At 63.0% G+C, this 23,420-nt stretch carries 24 protein-coding genes; 6 read left to right on the top strand and 18 right to left on the bottom strand.

Going from position 1 to position 23,420, the window contains the following annotated elements:
• The first annotated feature begins 30 nt into the window (after window positions 1–30).
• Entirely contained in the window at window positions 31–828 is a 798-nt protein-coding gene (locus EB230_RS13095) for a M55 family metallopeptidase (RefSeq protein WP_065005242.1), read from the top strand.
• A 239-nt stretch (window positions 829–1,067) separates the two neighbouring features.
• On the opposite strand, the gene EB230_RS13100 is transcribed toward EB230_RS13095, so the two are convergent.
• Window positions 1,068–2,327 carry an amino acid deaminase gene (locus tag EB230_RS13100; protein WP_172372577.1) on the bottom strand — a complete coding sequence of 420 codons (1,260 nt, stop codon included), beginning with the start codon at window positions 2,325–2,327 and terminating at the stop codon, window positions 1,068–1,070.
• Window positions 2,328–2,478: 151 nt separating this feature from the next.
• Between EB230_RS13100 and EB230_RS13105 the strand changes: the two genes are divergently transcribed.
• Window positions 2,479–3,948 (top strand): M81 family metallopeptidase, encoded by a 1,470-nt coding sequence (locus tag EB230_RS13105; RefSeq protein WP_172372579.1) that lies wholly within the window; start codon window positions 2,479–2,481, stop codon window positions 3,946–3,948.
• Between the two features lie 9 nt (window positions 3,949–3,957).
• Here the strand turns inward: EB230_RS13105 and EB230_RS13110 are convergent, their stop codons facing one another.
• The 6 genes from EB230_RS13110 to EB230_RS13135 form a co-directional block, all read right to left on the bottom strand.
• A complete protein-coding gene (locus EB230_RS13110; RefSeq protein ID WP_082582629.1) occupies window positions 3,958–4,956 on the bottom strand; it encodes an ABC transporter ATP-binding protein in 999 nt (332 codons plus the stop codon).
• Window positions 4,953–5,948, bottom strand: coding sequence for an ABC transporter ATP-binding protein (locus EB230_RS13115; protein WP_172372581.1), 996 nt, complete (start codon window positions 5,946–5,948; stop codon window positions 4,953–4,955). The genes EB230_RS13110 and EB230_RS13115 overlap by 4 nt, the downstream gene beginning before the upstream one ends.
• Window positions 5,945–6,829 carry a D,D-dipeptide ABC transporter permease gene (gene ddpC, locus EB230_RS13120; RefSeq protein WP_056570738.1) on the bottom strand — a complete coding sequence of 295 codons (885 nt, stop codon included), beginning with the start codon at window positions 6,827–6,829 and terminating at the stop codon, window positions 5,945–5,947. The genes EB230_RS13115 and ddpC overlap by 4 nt, the downstream gene beginning before the upstream one ends.
• Window positions 6,829–7,845 (bottom strand): ABC transporter permease, encoded by a 1,017-nt coding sequence (locus tag EB230_RS13125; RefSeq protein WP_056570740.1) that lies wholly within the window; start codon window positions 7,843–7,845, stop codon window positions 6,829–6,831. The genes ddpC and EB230_RS13125 overlap by 1 nt, the downstream gene beginning before the upstream one ends.
• Window positions 7,846–7,862: 17 nt before the next feature.
• Complete coding sequence (locus EB230_RS13130; RefSeq protein WP_172372583.1) at window positions 7,863–9,410, bottom strand: ABC transporter substrate-binding protein; 1,548 nt, start codon at window positions 9,408–9,410, stop codon at window positions 7,863–7,865.
• Between the two features lie 127 nt (window positions 9,411–9,537).
• Entirely contained in the window at window positions 9,538–10,206 is a 669-nt protein-coding gene (locus EB230_RS13135; RefSeq protein WP_172372585.1) for an XRE family transcriptional regulator, read from the bottom strand.
• A 144-nt stretch (window positions 10,207–10,350) separates the two neighbouring features.
• On the opposite strand from EB230_RS13135, the gene EB230_RS13140 reads away from it, so the two are divergent.
• Both EB230_RS13140 and EB230_RS13145 read left to right on the top strand, forming a co-directional pair.
• On the top strand, window positions 10,351–10,500 hold the full coding sequence (locus tag EB230_RS13140) for a hypothetical protein (protein ID WP_172372587.1): 150 nt from the start codon (window positions 10,351–10,353) through the stop codon (window positions 10,498–10,500).
• Window positions 10,490–11,506: a D-cysteine desulfhydrase gene (locus EB230_RS13145; protein ID WP_246738941.1), complete on the top strand. Its 1,017-nt coding sequence runs from the start codon at window positions 10,490–10,492 to the stop codon at window positions 11,504–11,506. Before EB230_RS13140 ends, EB230_RS13145 begins: the two co-directional genes overlap by 11 nt.
• A gap of 41 nt (window positions 11,507–11,547) precedes the next feature.
• Here EB230_RS13145 and EB230_RS13150 read toward each other — a convergent pair whose 3' ends face one another.
• From EB230_RS13150 to EB230_RS13200, 11 genes are all read right to left on the bottom strand, one after another.
• The gene (locus tag EB230_RS13150) at window positions 11,548–12,051 is read right to left on the bottom strand and encodes a hypothetical protein (protein WP_244494058.1); all 504 of its coding nucleotides are present in this window, start codon (window positions 12,049–12,051) and stop codon (window positions 11,548–11,550) included.
• A gap of 236 nt (window positions 12,052–12,287) precedes the next feature.
• Entirely contained in the window at window positions 12,288–13,082 is a 795-nt protein-coding gene (locus EB230_RS13155) for an SDR family oxidoreductase (RefSeq protein ID WP_172372589.1), read from the bottom strand.
• 2 nt (window positions 13,083–13,084) lie between these two features.
• Window positions 13,085–13,972, bottom strand: a complete 888-nt coding sequence (gene lsrF, locus EB230_RS13160; protein ID WP_140774305.1) for a 3-hydroxy-5-phosphonooxypentane-2,4-dione thiolase — start codon at window positions 13,970–13,972, stop codon at window positions 13,085–13,087.
• Between the two features lie 30 nt (window positions 13,973–14,002).
• Window positions 14,003–14,638, bottom strand: a complete 636-nt coding sequence (dhaL, locus tag EB230_RS13165; RefSeq protein WP_172372591.1) for a dihydroxyacetone kinase subunit DhaL — start codon at window positions 14,636–14,638, stop codon at window positions 14,003–14,005.
• Between the two features lie 5 nt (window positions 14,639–14,643).
• Window positions 14,644–15,597 (bottom strand): dihydroxyacetone kinase subunit DhaK, encoded by a 954-nt coding sequence (locus tag EB230_RS13170; protein WP_056570756.1) that lies wholly within the window; start codon window positions 15,595–15,597, stop codon window positions 14,644–14,646.
• A 43-nt stretch (window positions 15,598–15,640) separates the two neighbouring features.
• On the bottom strand, window positions 15,641–15,844 hold the full coding sequence (locus EB230_RS13175; RefSeq protein WP_056570758.1) for a hypothetical protein: 204 nt from the start codon (window positions 15,842–15,844) through the stop codon (window positions 15,641–15,643).
• A complete protein-coding gene (locus EB230_RS13180; protein WP_172372593.1) occupies window positions 15,844–16,950 on the bottom strand; it encodes an ABC transporter ATP-binding protein in 1,107 nt (368 codons plus the stop codon). The genes EB230_RS13175 and EB230_RS13180 overlap by 1 nt, the downstream gene beginning before the upstream one ends.
• On the bottom strand, window positions 16,947–18,035 hold the full coding sequence (locus tag EB230_RS13185; protein WP_140774302.1) for an ABC transporter ATP-binding protein: 1,089 nt from the start codon (window positions 18,033–18,035) through the stop codon (window positions 16,947–16,949). Before EB230_RS13185 ends, EB230_RS13180 begins: the two co-directional genes overlap by 4 nt.
• A complete protein-coding gene (locus EB230_RS13190) occupies window positions 18,035–18,985 on the bottom strand; it encodes a sugar ABC transporter permease (RefSeq protein ID WP_172372595.1) in 951 nt (316 codons plus the stop codon). The genes EB230_RS13185 and EB230_RS13190 overlap by 1 nt, the downstream gene beginning before the upstream one ends.
• 3 nt (window positions 18,986–18,988) lie before the next feature.
• Window positions 18,989–19,861: a carbohydrate ABC transporter permease gene (locus EB230_RS13195; RefSeq protein ID WP_081294842.1), complete on the bottom strand. Its 873-nt coding sequence runs from the start codon at window positions 19,859–19,861 to the stop codon at window positions 18,989–18,991.
• 101 nt (window positions 19,862–19,962) lie between these two features.
• A complete protein-coding gene (locus EB230_RS13200; protein WP_056570767.1) occupies window positions 19,963–21,372 on the bottom strand; it encodes an extracellular solute-binding protein in 1,410 nt (469 codons plus the stop codon).
• A 370-nt stretch (window positions 21,373–21,742) separates the two neighbouring features.
• On the opposite strand from EB230_RS13200, the gene EB230_RS13205 reads away from it, so the two are divergent.
• Complete coding sequence (locus EB230_RS13205; protein WP_056570769.1) at window positions 21,743–22,528, top strand: DeoR/GlpR family DNA-binding transcription regulator; 786 nt, start codon at window positions 21,743–21,745, stop codon at window positions 22,526–22,528.
• A gap of 33 nt (window positions 22,529–22,561) precedes the next feature.
• The gene (locus EB230_RS13210; RefSeq protein ID WP_172372597.1) at window positions 22,562–23,395 is read left to right on the top strand and encodes a fructose-bisphosphate aldolase; all 834 of its coding nucleotides are present in this window, start codon (window positions 22,562–22,564) and stop codon (window positions 23,393–23,395) included.
• Window positions 23,396–23,420 lie beyond the last annotated feature (25 nt).

A 23,420-nucleotide genomic window follows, 5' to 3' on the forward strand; every position in this document is an offset into this window, starting at 1 on the left:
TGACCTTCTCTGAAATCGAAAGGCAAGCACATGAAAGTCTTTATCAGCGCCGACATCGAAGGCACGGCGGGCATCACCAACTGGGACGAGGCGCGCAAGGGCAATCCCGACTATGCCGAATTCCGGGAATACATGACCGACGAACTGGTCGCAGCCTGCGAAGGCGCCAAGGCGGCGGGTGCGACCGAAATCGTCGTCAAGGACGCCCATTCGACGGCGCGCAACCTCATCCTGTCCAAGCTTCCAGCCTATGTCCGCATCGTGCGCGGCTGGAGCGGCCATCCGGATGCGATGATGTTCGGCATCGACGACACCTTCGATGCCGCTCTCTATACCGGCTACCACAACAAGGCCGGCACTGACACGAATCCGCTGGCACACACGTTGACCGGCACCGTGTCCAGGATGCTGATCAACGGGGAGGTGGCATCCGAATACACGCTGAACGCACACTGCGCCGCCCGTTACGGCGTGCCTTCGGTCTTTCTGTCTGGCGATGCCGGCATGTGCGGCGAGGCGAGGGCGCTGGTGCCCGAGATCGCAACCGTTGCAACCAGCGAAGGCTTCGGGCCGGCGACGTCTTCCCTCTCGCCTCAAGGCTCGGTCAAGGCCATACGCGAGACCGTGGAGGCCTCGCTTTCGCGCGATCTGTCGAAATGCCTGCCGAAGCTGGCCGACCGGTTCGAGCTCATCGTCGAATACACCACGCCTATCGAGGCCTACAGGGGAAGCTGGTACCCGGGCATCGAACATCCCGCCGCGCGCACGCTTCGCTTCGAGGCAGACAATTTCTTCGACATCCAGCGCGCGATACGGTTTGTCGTATGAATTAGAGCAATTCCAGGAAAAGTATGAGCGGTTTTCCGTCCGGAATTGCCTCAAAAACAAAGAGCTAGAGCGCTTCGCCGTTTCTGTGAAACGGCGAAGCGCCCTAGCCCGCCAGTGTGTGATCGACTTGTTTCCGGCGCGGCCCGTTCGATGGTCGACGGGCTGTCGCGACATGTCGTCGGAGTAGGGTGAAGTCGTTTCGACGGCGCGATGATCGCGGTGCCAACGCTGGCTTCCGGTCAGAAGTAGGTCTTGAGCGCGCCGACGATCTCATAGGCGTCGTCGACCAGGAAGAGTATCTGCCATTTGTCGAAGGTTGTGCAGGGATGCGACACGCCCAGTCCGATGCGATCGCCGACTTTTACCGAAACCGTCGCCGCAACGCGCATGTAGGCGTGCTGGTCGTTGCTGGCGAAGATCTCGCAGCCCGCCAGCGTTTCGGACGAACCACCATCGCGCGAAATGAGCAGCGGCACCGGCAGTCCGGAGTCGGTTCCGAAATCCCGCTTGCCGGCGGTCAGGATGGCCAGCCCCGGTTCAGGACAGGACTGGACATGGGTCCATACTTCCAGCGCGTTGACCAGGCCTTCATTCTCGCCGGTCGCGGCGAGGATGCGCTTCTGCTCGGCCTGGTAGATGCCGCTGTCATGGCTGACATAGCAGCCGCTGCGCGTCATCACCTGCGCGCCGCTGCCGGACAGGCGATCGAGCACGATGTCGTAGAACGACGAACCGCCGGCCGTCACGATCGGTGGCGCGCGCTCGAACAGGTTTTCGCCGGCGCATGCTTCGTAGAGCGCGCCGATCTCGTCGACGAAATCCGCAACCGCCCGTGCCGGGCCACCGTCCTTCGGCTTGATCAGTCCCTCGAAAGCCTCGACGCCGCAGAGCCGCAGTTGCGGCGCCGCATGCGCGGCACGCGCGACCTCGAGCGCCGTGTCGTTGTTGCGGCAACCGGTCCGGCCGCCCGGATAGCCGCGCTCGACCAAAACCTGGATCGGCCGCGAGCCCGGTCCGGCGCGTCCGACCGCCTCGCTCGCCAGGCGCACGGCATCGAGGCTGTCGATCAGCATGTAGAAGTCGAGGCCGGCCGAAGCGTTCAATTCGGCGACCAGAGCGTCCAGTTCCAGCCGTCCGACAAGCTGGTTGGCGAGCACGATGCGATCGATGCCGAACCGACGGCAAACTTTCATCTGGTGCAGTGTGGCGACGGTCACGCCCCAGGCGCCGTCGCGCAATTGCCTCTGCATGATCTGAGGGCACATCGTCGTCTTGACATGTGGCGCGATGACCGCGTTGCGCTTCGCGAGGAAACGCTGCATCCAACGCGAATTGTGGTCGAGCGCGGACTCCCTGATGACCGCTGCCGGCAGCGGCACATCACCGCGCAGGAGGTTCCAGCTCATCGAGCCGACATCATGAAGGCGGACCGCGACGCCAGGCGGAATGGCCTTGGTGGTTTCGTCCAGCACCAGGTCGTCGAGCGGGTGAAGATGCATGTGAATTTCCGATTCTGTGCCACCCGCCAGAGGCCGCGTGAATGCGGCTTGGCGCAGCTCTTACATGGTCCAGGTGCTTGCGGAAATTATATAATAGTTTGATGATGAGAAAAGATTTTTCTTAAACGAAAGACGAGTTGAGGGCGAAAGAATGCGCATTTTCATAGCGGGCATGGACACCGAGACCAACACGTTCGCGCCTATCCCGACCGGCTACCACAGTTTCGAGGAAATGGGCATCGCGCGGGGCGACGCCACCTCGAAGGCATTGAACGAGCCGTCCTGCCAGCTGTTCGTGTGGCGTCAGCGCGGCGAAGCCGACGGCCACGAGATCGTGGAAAGCCTGTGCGTTTGCGCCGAGCCCGGAGGCATAACCATCCGCAATGTCTACGAGCAGTTCCGCGACGAGATCCTCGACGAGCTCAAGGCCGCCATGCCGGTGGACTGCGTGCTTCTGGCGCTGCATGGCGCTTTCGTCGCGGAAGGCTATGACGATACCGAGGGTGATCTTCTCGCGCATGTCAGAGCTGTCGTCGGTCCCGACATCCCGATCGGGGCGGAGCTCGATCTGCACTGCCACACAACCCAGAAGATGGTCGACAACGCCACCGCTATCGTCGCCTACAAGGAATATCCGCACACCGACATCATGGACCGTGCCGGCGAGCTCTACCGCATTATCGTCGACACGGTGGAGGGCAAGGTCAGGCCGGTGATGGCGCTTTACGACTGCCGCATGATCAGCACCTTCCGCGTGCAGGAGCAGCCGATGCGCGGCTTCGTTGATGGCATGACTGCCGCCGAAGCCGAGCCTGGCATATTGTCAGTCTCGCTTGGGCATGGCTTTCCGCATGGCGACGTCGAGGATGTCGGAGCCCGCATGCTGGTGGTCACCGACGATGACAAGCCGCTTGCCGAGCGGACCGCCGAAAGGTTCGGCAAGCAGCTTTTCGCATTGCGCAACGACCTGATCCCGAAATTCCTGGGCATCGACGAGGCGCTCGACATGGCGCTCGCCGAGCCGCATGGGCCGGTCGTCATAGCGGATGTTTCGGACAATGCCGGCGGCGGCGCACCGGGGGACTCCACCTACATCCTGCGCCGGCTGATCGAGCGCGGCATCGGGAACGTGGCCAGCGCCATGTACTGGGATCCGATCGCCTATCGCTTCTGCGTCGAGGCCGGGATCGGCGGCACCATAACCCTGCGGGTCGGCGGCAAGTGCGGCGTGTTCTCGGGTATGCCTGTCGACCTGCGCGTTACAGTAAAAGGCCTCGGCCGCGAACTGACGCAGCTGTTCGGCACCATGCCGTGGCCGCTCGGGGATGCGGCGTGGGTCACCTCCGACGGCGGCATCGACCTGATCATCAACACGGTACGCACGCAGGTCTTCCATCCCGACTGCATGACCGCGCTCGGCCTTAATCCAAGCGAGCGACGCATCGTCATCGTCAAATCCAATTACCATTTCCAGGCCGGTTTCGCGCCGATCGCCAAGCGCATCCTGTTCTGCGCCCCGCCCGGTGCGACGCAGCCCAACTTCGCCGCGATCCCCTACACAAAGCTCAAGACGCCCTATTGGCCGAAAGTGGAAGACCCATTCGCGGCCGACGCGGCTTAAGCAATCGCATCATTCGGGGGAGGAAAACACCGGCCGAGGCGCCGTGCGTGGCAACGCGGTGTCGTTTGCGCGCGTGACCAGATGACAGCGGACTGTTCGCGATCCGTCGGCGGCTACCAGAACCTGCGGCAGTTCGCAGCCGGCCGTCGCGGAAGGGCAGCGCTCCCGGAAGAAGCAGCCGGTCGGCAGCGTCCGGTTGCTCGGCAATTCGCCGGCGCGCGGCGCGATCGAGTTCAGTGGACGATCGAAACTCGGAACGGCATCGAGGAGCGTCCTGGTATAGGGATGCCTGGGAGCGTCAAGCACGTCGAGTGTCGGGCCTTCTTCGACGATCTGGCCGAGATACATGACGGCGACACGATCGGCCACGTGGCGCACCAGCGACACGTCATGCGAGATGAGCACATAGGATAGTTTGCGCTCCGCCTGCAGCGACAGCAGCAGGTTGACGATCTGCGCCTGCACCGACACGTCCAGCGCCGAGGTCGGCTCATCGAGGACCAGCAGCGCCGGTTCGACGGCGAGCGCCCTGGCAATCGCGATGCGCTGGCGCTGGCCGCCCGAGAATTCGTGCGGATAGCGATCGACATGCTCCGGCCGCAAGCCGACCGAGACGGCCAGTTCGGTTGCGCGCTCGATCAGTTGCTTGCGGGTGTAGCCGCCGCGAATGTGCAGAGGTTCGGTGATCAGGCGCCAGACCGGAAGCCGCGGATCGAGCGACGATTGGGGGTCCTGGAAGATGATCTGCAACTGGGTGCGCCGTGCGCGGTCCCGTTCAGTTCCCCTGAGTTTGATCGCACCCGCGGAAATGCCGGTCAGGCCGAGGATCGCCTGTCCAAGCGTGGTTTTTCCGCAGCCGGATTCCCCGACAATGCCGATCGTCTCGCCTTCGGCGACGCTGAACGACACGCCGTTGACGGCATGGACGTCGGCGCCACCGAACCAGCCCGAGGTGACGCGGTAGCGGACTTCCAGGTCTTCGACGGAAAGGAGGGGAAGCTCGGTCACGCGGCTTGCGTCTCCTCGATACGGCGCCAGCAGGCGGCACGGCGGGTAGGCTCCATGGCAGCCAGCGGCGGCACCGAGCCGCAACGATCATCCGCCTCGCGGCAGCGGGCCCGAAAGAGGCAGCCGGCAGGCGGGTCAAGCAGGTCGGGCAAGGTACCGGGGATCTGTTCCAGCGGCTGCTTGGGTGGTGCCAGCCCCGGCAGACAGCGTATCAAGGCGCGCGTGTAGGGATGGGCTGGCGCCGCCAGCACCGACGCGGTCGTTCCGGCTTCCGCGACCCGTCCCGCATAAAGCACGTAGAGCCGGTCGCAAAGCTGCGACACCACGGCCATGTCATGCGATATGAAAACGACGGCCGTTCCCGTGCTCATCGCCTTGTGCTTGATGAGGCCCAGGATCAGCGCCTGCACCGTCACATCGAGTGCCGTCGTCGGCTCGTCGGCGATGATGAGCCTGGGTTCGCAGGAAAAGGCCATGGCAATCAGCACGCGCTGCCGCATGCCTCCGGAAAGCTCGAACGGATAGGCCTGCATGATCCGCTCCGGCTCGCTGATCAGCATGTCGCGCAGCAGGCCCGAGGCCTTGCTCGTCGCTGCGGCGTTGTCGAGACGCTGGTGGCGGCGGATGACCTCGACGATCTGCTCGCCGATCCGTCGGGTCGGGTTGAGGGCGTTCATCGGTTCCTGGAAGATGGTCGACACCTGCCGCCCGCGCACATGCTGGAGTTCGCGCTCGCTGAGCTTCATCGGATCGCTGCCGAACAGACGGATGCCGCCTCCGGTAATGTGCGCGCTCCCCTTGGGCAAAAGCCGCGTAGCCGCCATCATGGTCACCGATTTGCCGCACCCGGATTCCCCCACGATGCCGACGATCTCGCCGGCACGGACATTGAGGCTGACCCCGTTCAGCGCCTTGATCGGCCCGCGATAGGTGCGGAACTCGAGCGAAAGATCGGTGATTTCGAGCAGGACATCGCCGGACGGTTCGGTCATCGGCCACCCAGCCTCGGATCGAGCATGTCGCGCAATCCGTCACCCAGCAGGTTGAAACCCATCGCGCTGATCAGAATGGCCAGGCCGGGAAAGGTGACATACCACCACTGGTCGAGGAAATAATTGCGGCCGCTCGACACCATGGAACCCCACTCGGACGTTGGCGGCTGGGCGCCGAGGCCGATGAAGCTCAAGGCCGCGGCCGTCAGGATGGTGCCGCCGAGATCCAGTGTCGCCTGGACGATGATGGGTGACAGGGCGTTGGGCAGTATGTGCCAGCGCAGCATATAGGCAGGCGAAGCCCCGAAGCTGCGCGATGCCTTCACGTAGGTGCGGTTGCGCAGCGACAGCGTCTGCCCACGCGCCAGCCGCACATAGGCGGGCACCCGCACCACGGCGACGGCCAGCATGGCGTTGAACAGGCTCGGTCCCAACGCGGCGGCCAGCGCCATGGCGAGGATGAGTGCCGGCAGCGCCAGGAAGACATCCATCAGCCGCATGATCGCGGTATCGACGATGCCGCCGACAACTCCGGACAGGCAGCCGATGATCGAGCCGATGACGGTCGAGATGATGACGATGGCAAAGGCGATGCCGCAGGACGCGCGCGCGCCGAAGAGCACCCGCGAAAACAGGTCGCGCCCAACCTCATCGGTGCCGAAGAGGTGCTGCAGGCTGGGCGCGGCAAGCCTTGCTGAAAGCGAGATCTTGTCGGGCGGGTAGGGCGCCAGCAGGGGCGCGGCCATGATCACAAACAGGACCAGCAGCGCGATCGCGGCGCCGACCAGGGTGAGGGGACTTCCCTTCACGCGATACCACAACCGTCCCATGCGAAGCCGCGATGCCGGCCGGGGCGAGGTGGCGATGCCATCCGCCGCCATCAGCCGAGTTCCCTGATCTGTGGGTCGAGCACCATATAGGTCAGATCGACCGCGAGATTGATCAGCACGTACCCCAGCGAAGCGACAATGGTGAAGCCCATGACCGCGGGAAAATCCAGCGTCTGGATCGATGACACCACATAACTCCCCATGCCTGGCCACGCGAAGATCGTTTCGGTCAGCACCGCGCCGTAGAGCAGATCACCGAAGGCGAGGCCAAGCAGCGTCACCGACGGGATCAGGGCATTGGGCAAGGCGTGCCGCAGGATGACCGCCGACCGCGACAAACCATTCGCACGCGCGGTGCGGACATAATCCTCCTGCAGGACGTCCAGCATCGAGGCCCGGATCTGGCGCGTGATGATGCCGAGATTGGCGAAGGCGAGGACAAAGGCCGGCAGGACGAGGTGATAGAGCGACGACCAGAAGGCTTTCAGGTCGCCGGCGACAAGCGAGTCGACCAGGAAGAAGCCGGTGATGCGCGGCGGCGCGGCGATGCCAAGCGTGATGCGGCCGCTGCCCGGCAGGATCGGTATCTTGACATAGAACAGGAGGATGAGCGCCAGTCCGAACCAGAATACCGGCATTGAAATGCCGGCGACCGATACGACACGGGCTGCCTGGTCGACCGGTCCATCCTTGTAGATTGCCGAAAGCACGCCGAGCGGCACGCCAATCATGATCGCCATCACCAGCGCGGCGATGCCGAGCTCAAGCGTGGCGGGCAGGAACAGGGCAATATCGCCGGCCACCGGGCGCCGCGTCCGCAAGGACTGGCCGAGATCGCCCGACAGGAGTTGCTTGACGTAGATGACAAACTGCTGGGTAACGGGTTTGTCCAGGCCAAGCTCCTGGCGCACATGCGCCAATGTCTGGGCTGAAGCCTTGTCCCCGGCGATCAGCTGCGCCGGATCGCCGGGGATCAAATGCGAAATCGTGAAGGTGATGATCGCGACACCAGCCACGACGAACACCAGCAGCACGAGGCGCCGAAGGATCGTTGAAATTAGCGACATACCTTCGGCGCCGATTTCTATTCGGACTTGGACATATCGGCGATGTTGTAGACCTGGATCAGCATCGGATTGTAAACGTACCCTTTCACCGAGGATCGCATGGCGAAGATGTCGTTCTTCTGGAACAGAAGGACGTATGGCGCATCCTCGTTGGTGATTTTCTGCGCATCGATATAGAGCTGCTCACGCTTCTTCTGGTCGACGGTCGCGAGCGCCTGGGTGATCAAATCGGTCACTTTCGGGTTTTCATAGAAGGCCCGGTTGCCCGGCGCGCCCATCTTGGTCGGGTCGAACCAGATGTTCATGAACATGAACGGATCGGCGAAATCGGGCGTCCAGGCGCCGGTCGCTATGTCGTAGTCGCCCTTGGCGACCAGCTCGCGCTTTGTCGTGTCGGCGACATTCTTCATGTCCATCGTGACGCCGATTTCGGCGAGCGAAGCCTGCAGCGCAAGTCCAACCGGCTCCCAGGCGGAGTCAGCCTGCGAATAGGTGAAGCTGATGTGCAGATTGGAAACACCGGCGTCGGCAAGCAATTGCTTGGCCTTCTCCAGATCGTAGCTGTACTGCATGCCCTGCGGGTCATGGCCCCACATGCCGTCCGGGACAGCCCCGCGCATCTGTTCGGCCTGGCCCTGCATGACGCCATCGACCAGCCCCTTGTAGTCGGCCGCATAGGATATGGCCTGACGGACCTTCGGATTGTCGAAGGGGGCCTTCTTGTTGTTCAGATAGAGATAGATGACATAGAGGCTGGGATTGCTCTCGATGACCACCCCCGCGCTCGATTTCATGGCCTCGGCCTGGTCGACCGGAACCTGGTCGATCAGGTCGGCGTCTCCGTTCTCCAGTTGCAGGCGACGCGACGACATCTCGCGTACGATCTTGAATATGACCTGCTTGAAAGCCGGCTTCTTGCCGGCATAGTGGGGATTGGGATCGAGCGTGATCTGCTGGTTGCGCTCCCAGGCCGAGATCTTGAAAGCGCCGCTGCCGGCGGTGTGCTCGGCGAGCCAGGCTTTCGCGTCGTCGCCGTTGACCGCGTGCTCTTGCGCCTTCGGATTGATGATCGACCCGGCCGACGTGGCGAGCGCCGACAGGAACGGTGCGAATGGCGCCGATAATTCGAACTTCACGGTCCGCGGGTCGACAATGACGACGTCCTTGACGGTCGGGAACATGTCGCCAGGGCCAGCCGCCAGCTTCTTCACGCGGTCGAATGAATATTTGACCGCGGCGGCATCGACCGGCGAACCATCGTCGAACATGTGTCCCGACGCCAGCTTGAATGTCCAGCTGAGGTTGTCGGGCGCCGTGGTCCAGCTCTCGGCAAGCTCCGGAATGACCTCGGTCTTGGCGCCGTTATATTTCACCAGACGCTCGTAGGCCGGAAAGATCAGCGTATAGCCGTTGTTGGAGACCTCGACGCCGGGGTCGGCCGTGGGCGGATCCTCGGCCTTGTCGATAACTAGGACATCCTTGTCGGTGGCCCAGCTCGGTCCCGCGAAAGTCAAGGCTGTCAAAGCGGCAAATGCCGCAAAAGTCGGCAGGCGACGTAACAACATGATGCGCTCCCCTCGAGCTTGTGTTTTGCATCTCTCACGGGATCACCGAGGGATGCCTTTCGCACACGCTAACACCCGCATTTCGGATGGCAAGCCGATTTTTCTGATAGGAAAGAGATTTTTCTAATTAGCCAAGTGTCATTTCCGCGTCGACAGTCTCGCGCTCGTCATGAGGGCGCACGCCCCTGGCGCCGCCGATGAGGGTCTGCTCCGACTGGCCGGATGCCGACGTGCACACGCACAGGATCCGGGCCGGAGTGTCGCCGACGCTGACATAGGCGTGGCCCATTGTGCTTTCGAAGTAGACCGACTCTCCTGTCTTCAGCCTCAGCGTTTCGTAGACGTCGGTATGCAGCTCGACTTCGCCCTCGAGAACATAGGTGAACTCCTGGCCGGGATGACGGATAAGCTCGCCGAACGTTTCTATGCTTTGCTGGGTGACTGCCCCCAGCATGGGAATCATTTCCTTGCGCGACAGCTCCGTGCACAGAAAGCGATAGACGTAGTTGGGGGTCTCGACGATCCGTCCGTCCTCAAGCCGGGAGACGGCACGCGCGCCGTGCGCGATGGGAGAGACGCTGGCCTTTCTCACGCCGAAAAGCTCGGTTATGTCGACCTTGAGCCCTTGGGCAAGCTGCAGCAGCTTGTCATAGGTCAGCGACATCTGGTTGTTCTCGACCTTCGACAGGGTGGAGATGGCGAGCCCCGACATCTGGGCGACCTGCGTCAGTGTCCAGCCCCGCTCCCGGCGCAGCAGTTTGAGGCATTCTCCCAGACTTGGCTTCGAATCGCTCATGGCTGACCTTTTTTGCATTGGCCGCAGTCTAGGGTTGAGACCGAACAAAGTCGACTCGCAAGCGACGCGGCCTTTATCATAGGAAAGATGTTTGACCGATCGGAAATATTCTGCTTGGCTGCCGGCACTTGCGCGAGGGAGGCCATGCAGCACTTTCTTATGATCGACGGCGGCATGGCCGGCGCCTCGGCGGCGTTCTTTCTGGCGCCCGGTCGACAGGTGACCGTGCTTGAAGCCGAAGCCCATTGTCGCCGGCCCGCTTCATGCACCACGACCAACCTGAATGACCGTTGAGGCGCCCATGTTGCCGGATACGATCCCTCGATCACGCTTCTGTCACACGCCCACGCCGCTTGAGCCGATGACCGCGCTGTCGCGCCACCTTGGCGGACCCAACCTCTTCGTCAAGCGCGACGACTGCACGGGTATGGCGCTCGGCGGCAACAAGACGCGCAAGCTCGAATTTCTCGTTGCCGAGGCCATGGCTTCTGGTGCCGACACACTGGTGACGGCCGGCGGCGTACAGTCAAACCATTGCCGTCAGACCGCGGCGGTGGCGGCGCGACACGGATTGCGCTGCGAACTGGTTTTGTCGCGCAACGTCGCGCGCAACACGCCGGGCTACGACCGCACCGGAAATGTTCTGCTCGACCGGATGTTCGGGGCCGAACTGCACTTCGTCTCCGGTGATACAATCCCCGCGATCGAACTTGAACGTCTTGCCGAGGACATCCGTGAGCGCGGCGGAAAGCCTTTTGTCATGCCCATCGGCGGCTCGACCGCGACCGGAGCGCTTGGCTATGTCGGCTGCGCCGAGGAGCTTGTTCGACAAGGCAGCGACAGCAGTTTGACGGTCGACGCGATCGTCCACTGTACCGGCAGCGGTGCCACGCAAGCCGGCCTTCTCGTTGGCCTCGCCGTCCTGGGGCATCAGACGCCCGTGGTCGGCATCAGCTCGGCCGAACCGAGCGATGTGATCGAAGCGCGCGTGCACGAATTGTGCGGCGAGACGGTCACCAAGCTCGGAGCTTCCGTCGTGATAAAGCGAGAGCAGGTGGACGTTCTCGACGGGTATGTGGGACCAGGCTATGGGCTGCCGACCGAAGCCATGCGCGAAGCCATCGACCTGTGCGCAAGGCTGGAGGCGTTGCTCCTCGATCCGGTCTACACCGGCAAGGCCATGGCCGGCCTGATCGATCTCGTGAGAACGGGACGCTTCCGTGCCGGTCAGAACGTGGTCTTCGTTCATACGGGTGGCGTACCCGGCCTGTTTGCCTACGAAGATGTGCTGAGCCCATGACCGGCCGGGAGTTCGTTGCCTCGCCCGGCGGTGACGGCATTTCAAGACGTCTCGCTGCCACCGACGGAGGCCGGCCCGTCACGGTCGATGCGGCCAGCCTTGGCAAGCTCGGCAAGCAGCTTGGTCGCCGCCTCGAGGTAGCTGGCGCTTATCTGCTCGGCCATCGGCAACGCGCACCAGGCGCTCAGCTCCGCGATCAGAGCGTAGCTGCCTCCGTCGACTGGCGCTGAAGCAAGTCCTCCGTCCCTATCCATGACGACCGCGACGACCCCCTCCGCCCCGTAGCCGATTGCCGCGATCCGTTGAATGCCAGGATCGCCGTCGACGCGAACGTCGAACAACACGGAGCCGGCGGTCTTCTGCGCAATGTCGCCCACACGATCGGAGAACGGGCGATTCAACCCCCCGGTATCGGCCAGCGACTGCTCAAGCAAAACGAGATCAACGTACTGCGCCCCCATCCCCGCGACTATGGACGCGTTCGTGCAATCGGCAATCCCTCCCTTCAGCCTTTCACACAGGAAAACATCATGGGGATCCGCCACGCCAGCAAGCCCGTCAACACCGCTGCAACTGCCAGCAGGCCGCCGACTATCGGTCCGTTGGAAAGCAGCGCCGCCTCCGCGCCTTGTCGTGCCAATCCCTCTATCGTCGCTCATCGTCCTAACTCGACTGGATCTGGCTGGCGAGCAATTGAGCGATAGCTCCGCGTTGCACGTGGCGTTGCGAAAGGCGCGAGCCTCCGACCTTGGCAATGCGCCTCGCTGTTCGAAGCTTTGAGCTATCGCAGCGATGTTGCCATTACGCCGCCGTCGACAGTGAGGACGGCCGCGTTGACCTTGTCCATCTGAGCCAGATGCAGGAATGCGTTGGCAATATCGCTTGCCGTTACCTCTACTCCGAGCAGATTGCCGGCCATGTATTCGTGCGGGGTCATCCCGCGCGCGCTGGCACGCTCAACGATCATCTGATCGGTCATCAGGCCGGAGCGGATACGCCCCGCATTGATGCCATTGGCGCGGATCCCCTCGCGGCCATGGTCGACCGCATATTGCTTCATCAAGGCCAGCGTCGCGGCCTTGGGTATGCCGTACGGACCGAAATCCTTTCCCGGATTGACGGACTGGTTGGAAATGTTGAACAGGATCGCGCCGCCCCTGCCTTGGCGTCGAAAGATCCGTATCGCCGCCTGGCAGGCGTTCTGGTGGCCGAAGAAGTTCAGTTCGAAGCTTCGCCGCAACTCCTCCATCGGCAGGTCGCCGATGGCGCCTTGCTGGGCCGAGCCGGCGTTGGAGACGAGGATATCAAGGCCGCCCAGCTCATCCGCCGCCAGTTCGAGCACGCGCTTCACCGACGCCGCATCCGTCACGTCGCACCGGTATGGCCGGCAGCCATATTCGGCGGCGAGCGACCCGAGTGCGGCATCATTGATGTCCAGCGTCGCGACAGCGGCACCCGCCCGGGCAAAGACGCGCGCAATCTCGCGGCCTATCCCGCTCGCCGCGCCGGTTACAGCCACGACCTTGCCCTGCATCGGCTTGAGGGCCACGTCGCGTGATGCCTCGTCGAGGGTCATCGTCAAGCTGCCTCTGCCGTTTCCAGATCGCGGAACATGGCATAGGCCTTGTCCGCCTTCTCGCCGCGATGAACGATGGCGGCGAGCGCCTTGAGCATGGCGACGGGGTTCGACGACTGGAAGACGTTGCGGCCCATGTCCACACCGGCCGCGCCCTGGTCGATCGCCAGCCACGCCATCTGAAGCGCCTCGCGCTCCGGCAGCTTCTTGCCGCCGGCAATCACGATCGGCACCGGACAGCCAAGCACGATGCGCTCGAAGCCCTCGTCGACATAGTAGGATTTCACGAACTGGGCTCCGAGCTCAGCCGCGATGCGCGTTGCCAGGCCGAAATAGCGGGCATCGCGCACCATGTCCTTGCCGACGCCGGTAACCGCCATCGTGGGAATGCCATAGCGCGTGCCGGTGTCGATGAGTTTGACGACATTGGAAATGGATTTGTGCTCGTATTCGGCACCAACATAGACCTGGGCGGCCATGGCCACCGCGCCGAGGCGGATCGCATCGTCGATGTCGACCGCCACCAGTTCGTTGGACAGTTCCGTCAGAATCGAGTTACCGCCCGAGCAACGCAGCACAACGGGCTTGTTGACTTCCGGCTGTATCGTGGCGCGCAGGCCGCCGCGCGTGCACATCAGCACATCGGCGTGTTGGGCAAGCGGCGCGATCGTCAGGTCCATCCGCTCAAGGCCGGTCGTCGGACCCTGGAAATAGCCATGGTCGAAGGCGAGCATGACTGTCCTGCCACTGTCGGGATTGAAGATGCGCGACAGCCTCGCCTTCATGCCCCAGTCGTGATGCGCCGCTCCCTTGAGGTAGAAGCGGCTGGTGTCGGCGGGACGGTCCCGGCCCCAGTCCTTGCCGTCCTTGATGTCGTCGAGATCAGCCATGTCGAAGTCCTTTTCGCCTAACCGGCAGGGTCAAGCCCTGGCCGTGAAGTCCTGCATTGCCTTCAGAATGAGCGAAACCGAGATCGCGCCCGGATCCGGGTAGCCAATGCTGCGCTCGCCAACCGAGCGCGCCTTTCCCGTCGTCGCTATCATTGCCTTGCTGGCCTCGACCCCATCCAGCGCGCCCTGTGTGGCGGCCGCCGTCGCGGCGGCGAGGCCCTTGCCAACGGCGGCGCGCGCGGCGCGCGCGGCCGGGGCAAGCGCGTCGACCATGGTCTTCTGGCCCTCGGTCACGCCGCCACGCTTCAGCACCGCCGCAAGGCCCTCTTCCAGCGCCATCGCGAACGAGGCGTCGTCGATGACCTCGGATGCCGCGAAGGCCTTGGAGCCGGCGCGAAACAGCGTGCCGAACACAGCACCCGCCGCACCGCCGGTATTGGACAGGATGGCGGTGCCGACCGCCTTGTAGGCGGCTTCGGCACTTTCCGCGGCGCCGGCGTCGAGCGCTTCGAGCGCGGCCTCGAAGCCGCGGCGCATGCCGACGCCATGGTCGCCATCGCCGATGGTCAGATCGGCCTCGGTCAGCACGTCGGTCTGGTCGATCAGGGATTGCGCGACGGAGCGCATCATCTCGCGCGCAGCGATGGCATCGAGCGTTTCGATCATCGCCGTTACATCCTTGAATAGCCGAGCGATTCCGCCGGCATGTCGAGATAGTGTTTCAACTCGTCGTCGAGCTTCATAAGCGTCACCGAGAAACCGGCCATTTCCTGCACGGTCAGCCATGTGCCGACATCGGTGCGGTGGACCGAGATGCCTTCGCGCTCCAGGATCGCACGGATACGCCGGTTGACGATCAGCATCTCCATCATGGTGGTGGCGCCGAGATTGTTGATCATCAAGGCAACCTCGTCGCCCCTGGCGAACGGCAGGTCGGCGAGGATCTTGTCCATGAGCTCGTCGGCGATCGCATCGGCCGATTTCAGCTTCTGGCGCGCGATGCCGGCTTCGCCATGGGCTCCCATGCCGACTTCGATCTCGTCGTCCCCGAGTTCGAAGGTCAGCTTGCCGGTCTCCGGGATCGATCCCGCGGAGACCGCCACGCCCATGCTGCGCACCCAACCCTGTGCCTTGCGCGCGACGCGTTCGACCTCGTCGAGCGTGTCAAGCTCGCTGGCTGCGCCGCCCGCGACCTTGATCATGTAGATGTCGCCCGCGATGCCGCGGCGGTCGTGCATCCGTTCGGGCGGCGCGGCAGCGACATCGTCGCAGACCCGCACGGTGCGGACCTCGATGCCGTCGTCCTCGAGCAGTTCCACGGCCATGTCGAAATTCATGTTGTCGCCGGCATAGTTGCCGTAGAGAAACAGGACGCCCTTGCCGCGATGCACCGCCTTGGCCGCGGCCGCGATCACATCGGGCGAGGGCGCGGCAAAGACGTTGCCGCAGGCGGCGCCGTCACCCATGTTCTTGCCGACGAAGCCATGGAAAAGCGGCTCGTGGCCCGAGCCTCCGCCGATGAGCAGCGCCACCTTGCCGTCCGGGATGTCCTTGCGGATCAGCGCCGGCTTGCCGTCGAGCTTGTAGACACGGCCGTCATTGGCAAGCGCCAGCCCCTCGATCATTTCTGGTACGACGCGCTTGACGTCGTTAAGGATTTTCTTCGGATTAGCCACGGTCTTCCTCCTCGGTTTCCGGCCGCCCGTCGGGCACGTGATCCAGGATCATGAAAAGCACAACCCCGGCAAGCAGCACCGGGAAACCGATGACGAAAAGCCTGTGCGTGAAGGGCTGGCAGAGCATGGCGAAGCCGCCAAGGATCAGCACGCTCGCCAGGCGATAAAACCATTTCTTGCTGAACAACGGACCCATCAGCGGGCACCCTCCGCCTGCGAGATGCGGCGTCCGCCGGCTGCGTCGAACAGGAAGCCGCGGCCTTCCGGAATGCGGAATGAACAGGCATCGCCCTGCGTGAAGCGCATCGACAGCGGAACGACCTTGCGGAACGAACCCCCCGATGTGTCGACCTGGATGGCGCGCTCGAAGCCGCGATTGTCCACGGCATAGATCGTGCCCGTGCTGGCGCCGGCGGCATCGGCGGAGCCGACCTCGATGTCCTCCGGCCAGACACCCAGCAGCACCTTGCCGCTGCCGCTGGCGACCGTGCCGAACTCGCCGATCGGGATGCGCTGCCGCGCACCCTTGACGATGACATGGCCGTCCTCGATGCCGGCCTCGAAGAAGGCCATCGAAGGGCTGCCGACCAATCGGCCGACGACGACATTGGCCGGGAGCCGGTATATGTCCTCTATCGTGCCCGCCTGCTGGATGACACCGCCGTCGATGATGCCGATCCGGTCGGCTATGGCGATGGCGCCATGATAGTCGTGCGTGGCGTAGAGCATCGTCGAGCGATGCTGGCGGTGGATCTGGCGCAGTTCCGCGCGCAGGCCCTCGCGCAATTTTAGATCGAGCGCCGACAGCGGCTCATCGAGCAGGAACATCACCGGGCGGCGTACCAGCGCGCGGGCGATGGCGACACGTTGACGTTCGCCGCCCGACAGCGTGTCCACGTCGCGATCGAGCAGATGAGAAATGCGCAGCAGTTCCGCGGTGCGGCCGACGCGAAGGCTGATCTCGCCTTCGGATTCGCGAAACGCCGGCGAGCGCAACGCAAAGGCAATGTTGTCCTTGACGTCGAGCACCGGCAGAAGGTTGAAGCCCTCGAACACGATGGCGATGTCGCGGCTGCCCGGGTCGGACTCGGTCACATCGCGCCCGGCAAGGTCGACGCGCCCGGCATCGAGATCGATCAGGCCGGCGGAGGCGAGCAGCGTCGAGCTCTTGCCGGCGCCGGTCGGTCCGAGGAGCGCGAATATCTCGTTGTCATTGACGGTGAGGTCAAGGCCGCGAAGCGCCGTCTTTCCGCGATAGGACTTCTTCAGTCCCTTCAGTTGGAGCATTGGCCTGGGGGTCATGCCGCGACCTCCGCGTCGACACGCCGGCCGGTGGCGGCATCGAAAAACAGCAGGCCATCCGGATCGAAATGCACGCGCATCACGGAGCCCGATGGCGACCGGCGCTTGTCGACACCCTGGTGTATCGTGTCGCCGATGCGGAACGAGAAGAAGCGTTCGCGGCCGATGGAAAAGACATCGTCCACCGCGATCGCGACGCCGGCGGCCGGATCGTCGGTCAGGTGCACGTTTAGCGGGCGCACGCCGAGCTTCAATGGCCGCTTCGACGACAGAGCCCAGTCGGGAAGCCGGTCGCGCGCCGCGGTCAGCGTGACGTCGCTGTCGCCCAGCCGCAGGCCGCCCTCGACGGGCGCGAGGTCGATGAGGTTCATCGACGGCGAGCCGATGAACTGGCCGGCGAAGATGTCGACCGGTTCGAAGAACATGCGGTCAGGATTCGAGACCTGGACGATGCGGCTGTTGTTCATGAGCACGATGCGGTCGGCGAGCGACATGGCCTCGCGCTGGTCGTGCGTGACATAGATCGTGGTGACGCCGAGCTGGCGCTGCAGATGCCCGAGTTCCCAGCGCATTTCCTCACGAAACTGCTCGTCGATCGCCGACAGCGGCTCGTCGAGCAGCAGGACGGCCGGATCGCGGATGACGGCACGCGCAAGCGCCACTTTCTGCCTTGCGCCGGGTGGCAGCGCGCCGGGATAGCGGGCAAGCTCGTCGCCGAGCTTGAAGATGTCGGTGACCCAGTCGAGCTTGCGCGCGATCTCGGCTCTCGCGACGCCCCGCGCCTTCAGCGGAAACACGATATTTTCCTTGATGCTGAGATGCGGGTAAAGCGAAACGAACTGGAACACCATGGCGATGTTGCGCTCGCTGGCGCTCAGATCGTTGACGGCGGCACCGTCGAACAGCACGTCGCCGCTGGTTGCCTTCACCAGGCCCGCGATGCAGCGCAGGGTCGTCGTCTTGCCGCAGCCCGAGGGCCCGAGATAGACGACGAATTCGCCGTTCTTCACGGTCAGGCTGACGTCGTCCACCGCCTTGAAGGCGCCGAACTGGATGCTCAGGTTCCTGAGAGTGATCTCGGCCATCAGTATTTCTCGCCCATCTTGGTCAGGTGCCGGACAAGGATCATCGACAGACCGATAATGATGACCAGAAGAATGACCGCGAGCGCCGACGCTTCCCCGGTGTAGAAATAGCTGAATGCCGTCTTGGCCACCGAGAAGGATACCGTCTCCGTGCTCGACCCCGGACCGCCGCCTGTCAGCGCGACGAAAAGGTCGTACTGCTTGAAGCTGTCGATCAGGCGCAGGATCAGCGCGATGAACAGCACAGGCGCCGACATCGGCAGCGTGATGCGGAAGAAACGATAGGCGGGGCTGGCGCCGTCCACCTCGGCCGCCTCGTAAATGGTCTCGGGAATGCCGCGGAAGGCGGCGGTCGCCAGAAGCACGATGAAGGGCGTCCACATCCAGGTGTCGGCGGCCGCCGCCGCCCAGAGCGCCGGGCTGGTCTGGCCGAGCCAGTCGACCTTGCTGAAGCCGACCGACGACACCAGGAAATTGATGACGCCCCACTCCGAATTCAGCATGTAGCGCCACAGGAAGCCAACCACGACCGGGGACAGCATCATCGGCATCATCAGCATGGTGAAGATGACGTCGCGGCCACGGAAATTCTTCTGCATCTGGTAGCCGACGAAAATGCCGATCAGCATCTGCAGCGTGACGCAGATGAACACGAACTTGCCGGTGAATATGAAGCGGTCCCAGAGATCGGGATCCGAAAGCAGGAACTTGTAGTTGTTGAAGCCGACCGGCTTCATCGTGCCCTGGCGCAAGGCCGAGAAATTGAAGAACGAATAATAGATCAGCGAGAAGATCGGATAGGCGACCATGAATATCAGGATCGCCAGCGTCGGCGACAGGAAGCCGAAGATCATCATGCGGCCAGAGGAGCGCTTGCGCAGTTGCGTCTGCCGCGCCACGTGAGCGGCGGCCTGCGCTTCGGGTGCAAGAGGCGTGTTGGTGGCAGTCATGGTCTACCTCCTTCCCAGCACGCCGAAGGTCATTCCCATCAGCAGATGTTTGCGGATGAGATAGAAGAAGATCAGCACGGGAATGATGAGGACGACGCCGGCCGCGCATATCTGCGTCCACTCGATGCCGGTTGCGCCGGAAGCGGCCGAAATCTTGACGGGCAGGGTCTTGGCCTGGGTGGTCGTCAGGATGGATGCGAAGGCGAACTCGTTCCAGGCGAAAATGAAGCAGAAGCCGGCGGTGGCGGCGATGCCGCCCTTCACCATTGGCAGCACCAGTTTGAGGAATGCGTACATGCGCGTGTAACCGTTGACGATGGCGATCTGCTCGACTTCCTTCGGCACGCCGTCGAAGAAACCCTTCATGATCCAGGTGGCCAGACCGACATTGGCGAAGATCGAGACGAGGACGAGGCCGATGCGCGTGTCGGCGAGCCCGAGCCGCGCGAACATCAGATGATAGAAGACGAGAACGGCTACAGGCGGCAGCATGCGGGTCGACAGGACGAAGAACATGAAGTCGCCCTTGCCGATGAAATTGAAGCGCGAGCAGACATAGCCGGCCAGCGTCCCGAAGAAGACGGCGAGCGACGTGCCGGCGACAGAGACGATGATGCTGTTGATCAACGAGTCGAGGACCCCGACCGCCGAAGCGCTGTCCTTGGCCGCACCGATGCCGAAGACCGCCTGGTAGCCGCTGAAGTCCGGCGTGAAGAAGAGTTTCGGCGGCATGGTGAAGAAATCCATGCGGCTCTTGAACGAGGACAAAAGCAGCCAGAAGATCGGGCCGACATTGTAGACCGTGTAGATGGCGAGCAATCCCAGCACCAGCCATCTGCCGGCAAGGTCCATCGTCGATGTCTTGGAGTGCGTCATGACGACCTGTCTTCGAGCCGGCGCGGTGCGGGCTCTGTTGCCTGGGACGGGATGAGAAAGGGCACGCGGAAGACGCTCCGCGTGCCCTTCGGGTCAAGGCGTTATTCGACGGGAACGACCGCGTCGACGCCAACCGGCGATATGACCTCGTCCGGCACTTCCGGGGTCTTGTCGCCACGCTTGATTTCGTATCCGGCGCGTTGGAGCGTGCGCTCGTTCTTTTCCGCGGCGTCCGAAAGCGCCTGCTGCACCGTCTTGGCGCCGGTGGCGGCGTTTGAGATCTCCTGCTGCAGCTCGTCGAGCAGCACCGGATATTCAGGCAGGTGCCAATAGTCGTTCAGGTATTGCAGCGCGGTGGAGAACTGGCGGTTGTAGGAATTCAACCCCTGCCAATCCGGGCTTTCCAGCACCTGCTTCAGGCCGGTCTGGCAGACGGCGGCATAGCGCTTCTGCTGCTCGGGCTGAAAATACCATTCCATGAACTTGGTCAGCTCGGGCAGTTTCTTGGAGTACTTGTTGATGCCCATGCCCTGGCCGCCGACCGAGAACTGGCGACGGAACTTTTTGTCGCGGCCGACCGCGCCCGGCAGAACCCCAAATGCGATCTTGTCGGCGAATTTGCTGACCTTGGGATCGACATTGGACCCGTTGAAATAGAACCACTGCATCGCCATGGCGACCTGGCCTTGCTGGATCGCGGTGTTGACCTCGTCGAAGCCCCAGTTGGTCGATCCGGGCGGACCATACTTGAACATATCGACATAGGCCTGCACCCCATCCACCGAAGCCGGCGAGTCGAGATAGCCCTTCACTTCCATCGTTTCCGGATTGTAGAGCTCGCCGCCGAACGACCAGAGGAAGGAGTTGGATGCCGTGGTCGCGAAGTCATAGTCGCGGCCGCCCATCTGGCCCCAGCCATAGAGCCCCTGGTCGGGACGCGTGAAGAACTCGGCCACCTGCTTGGCGTCCTGATAGGTCTGCGGCACCACTAGGTCCCTGCCGTACTTGGCCTTGAAGGCTTCCTTCTCCTTGGGATCCTCGAACAGGTCCTTGCGGTAGGTCAGGCCATAGGCATCCTGGTTGGCCGGCAGGCCGAAGAACTGCCCGGAGCCATCCGGATACTCGCCATAACGCGAGAGCGAAGCCGCCGGGAAGATGTCGGCCTTCAGGTAGGTCGACTTTTCGAAGATGTCATTGAGCTTGACGGCATGCTGGGCAAACTCGGCGGTGGACTGGCTGTCCCACATTGCGAAGTCGAAAGCGTCGCCCTGGATGGCGAATTCGGACGCGATCTTGTCGTGCCACTGCGGGCCATAGGGGACAAGCGCGGGCACGATCCTTACCGATTTGTCCGGATAGTCCTTGGCGATGGTGGTCAGCGCGTCGGCGCAAGTGCCTGCGTGCCAGACGAAAGTCAGATCGGTGGCGCGGGCAGAACCCGCGGTTGCAGCGAGCGCGGCTGCAAGCGCTGCGGCTGACGTCAATAGACGCGTGCGCATGGCCATGTTCATGTTCTCCTCCACTTGTCAGTTCAAGGGGGCAATGGTCGGACCCGACCCTCTCCTGCCCCTATCCGAAGCCTATGCATCGGCGTTATAAATATCAATGGAAAAGTTACAAACAGCGCTTTTTGATGTTAAATATGGTTGCGCGGCTTGCACGAAACATTTGCTAACACGCCCATTCTGGTGCCGTGCTGCACTGCAAAAAAGCCATTAAACTCATAATTTTGAGATGCTTCGCGCCGAGACTGCGGAATCCGGATGTTTTCTCGCGGCGCAGTGCAGCATCGAAATTTTGATATCTTAACATTTTTCTCTGGCGCGGTTTGCCGATGATGTTAAAACAGGCGAGGGGCAAATCGCCGGAAGGACAAGCAGCTTGGAATCCGAAGAGGCGCAACATTTGTCGAAGGCGGACCATCGCCGTTCGGAAATCATCCGCATTCTGATGGAAAGCGGAACGGCGCAGATCAAGGACCTGGCCGTCCAGCTCGACGTATCGCTGATGACCATCCACCGCGATCTCAACGATCTGCATGACCAGGGGCTGGTGCGGCGTATTCGTGGCGCCGTCTCGGTAGAGAAGTCGATGCTGTTCGAGAGCAGCTACCTTTACCGGGCACGTCAGCACGTGGAGGAGAAGCGCCGGCTGGCGCGCGCCGCGGCCGCCCATATCGAACCCGGCAACGCCATCGTCTGGGACGACAGTTCGACGACCTTCCATGTCTGCGACTTCATCGAGCAGGTGACGCCGATAACCGTCATCACCAATGCGCTGCCCGTGATGGAGCGGCTGCGCGACAAGCAGGACGTCGAACTGATCGGACTGGGCGGCAAATACCACCGCGTCTACAACGGCTTTTTCGGCATAGCCTGCGAAAGGGCGATCCGCTCCTACCATGTCGATGTGGCATTGATGTCGACGACCACCATCCAGGGCATGTCCCTCTATACGCAGGACGAACAGGTCGTGCGCTCCAAGCAGGCCATGATGGAGATCGCGCGCAAGAAAATCCTTCTTGTCGACGAGAGCAAATTCCACTTCTCGGCTCTCAATTACGTGGCCGAACTCACGGCATTCGATGTGGTCCTGGTTTCGCAATCGGTCGACCGCGACATCGTGCAGAACATGAAGGAAGCGGGCGTCAGGCTGGAGCTTGTCTGACCGGGCCGCGTCCCACCCGAAGGAATGAAAGAAATGTCTGAAATCGGTAAGGCACGCCGGCTTGCCCGGTTGCTCAACAAGAATTCGGGGCGAATGCTCTGTGTTCCGCTCGACCACGGCATGCAGGTCGGACCGATCGCCGGCATCGCGGATCCCGCGCCTTTGATCGACATCGTGGTGGAGGCAGGGGTCGACGCGGTCATCGTCAATCCCGGCATGCTCTTGCGCCACGGCCACCGCCTGGCAGGCGGGCCCGCCGTAATCCTGCGCCTCGACCAGACGACCATGTGGCGCCACGGGACGCCGACAGGGTATGCGGACACGCACAGTCGTCTCGTCGCGACGGTGGAGGAAGCCGTGCAAATGGGCGCCGAAGCGGTGATCACCTACCTCTTCACCTGCAACAACCGTCCGGAGGAGGAAACGAAATCGTTTGAAACCGCGGGCATCGTCGCTTCCGAATGCCGGAAATGGGGTGTCGTGCACGTCATCGAGGCGATGGCGGCAAAGGGCGGCTTCGCGCGCGCCGACGACCCGGCCGTGGTGGCGATGAACTGCCGCATGGCCGGCGAGCTCGGCGCCGACATGATCAAGACCGACTGGTGCGAACCAGAGCGCTTCGCCGACATTGCCAGGCAATCGCTGGCGCCCATCGCTGTCGCGGGCGGCCCCGCCTTGGCCACCCTGGCGGGTACGCTGCAGTTCGCAAAGGACACGATCAGCGCCGGCGCGACCGGCCTGATGTTCGGACGCAACGTGTTCCAGCAGGCTGATGTCGCGGCAACTCTGGAGAGATTGGCGGACGTGGTTCATGATCGCTCGGAACTCCAGGGCGATCCTTGCGCGATGCCGTTGGGGGCGGGATAGACGGAAGGCCGGTTTTCGCCGTTGC

The organism is Mesorhizobium sp. NZP2234, assembly GCF_013170765.1.
Taxonomy (GTDB): domain Bacteria; phylum Pseudomonadota; class Alphaproteobacteria; order Rhizobiales; family Rhizobiaceae; genus Mesorhizobium; species Mesorhizobium loti_D.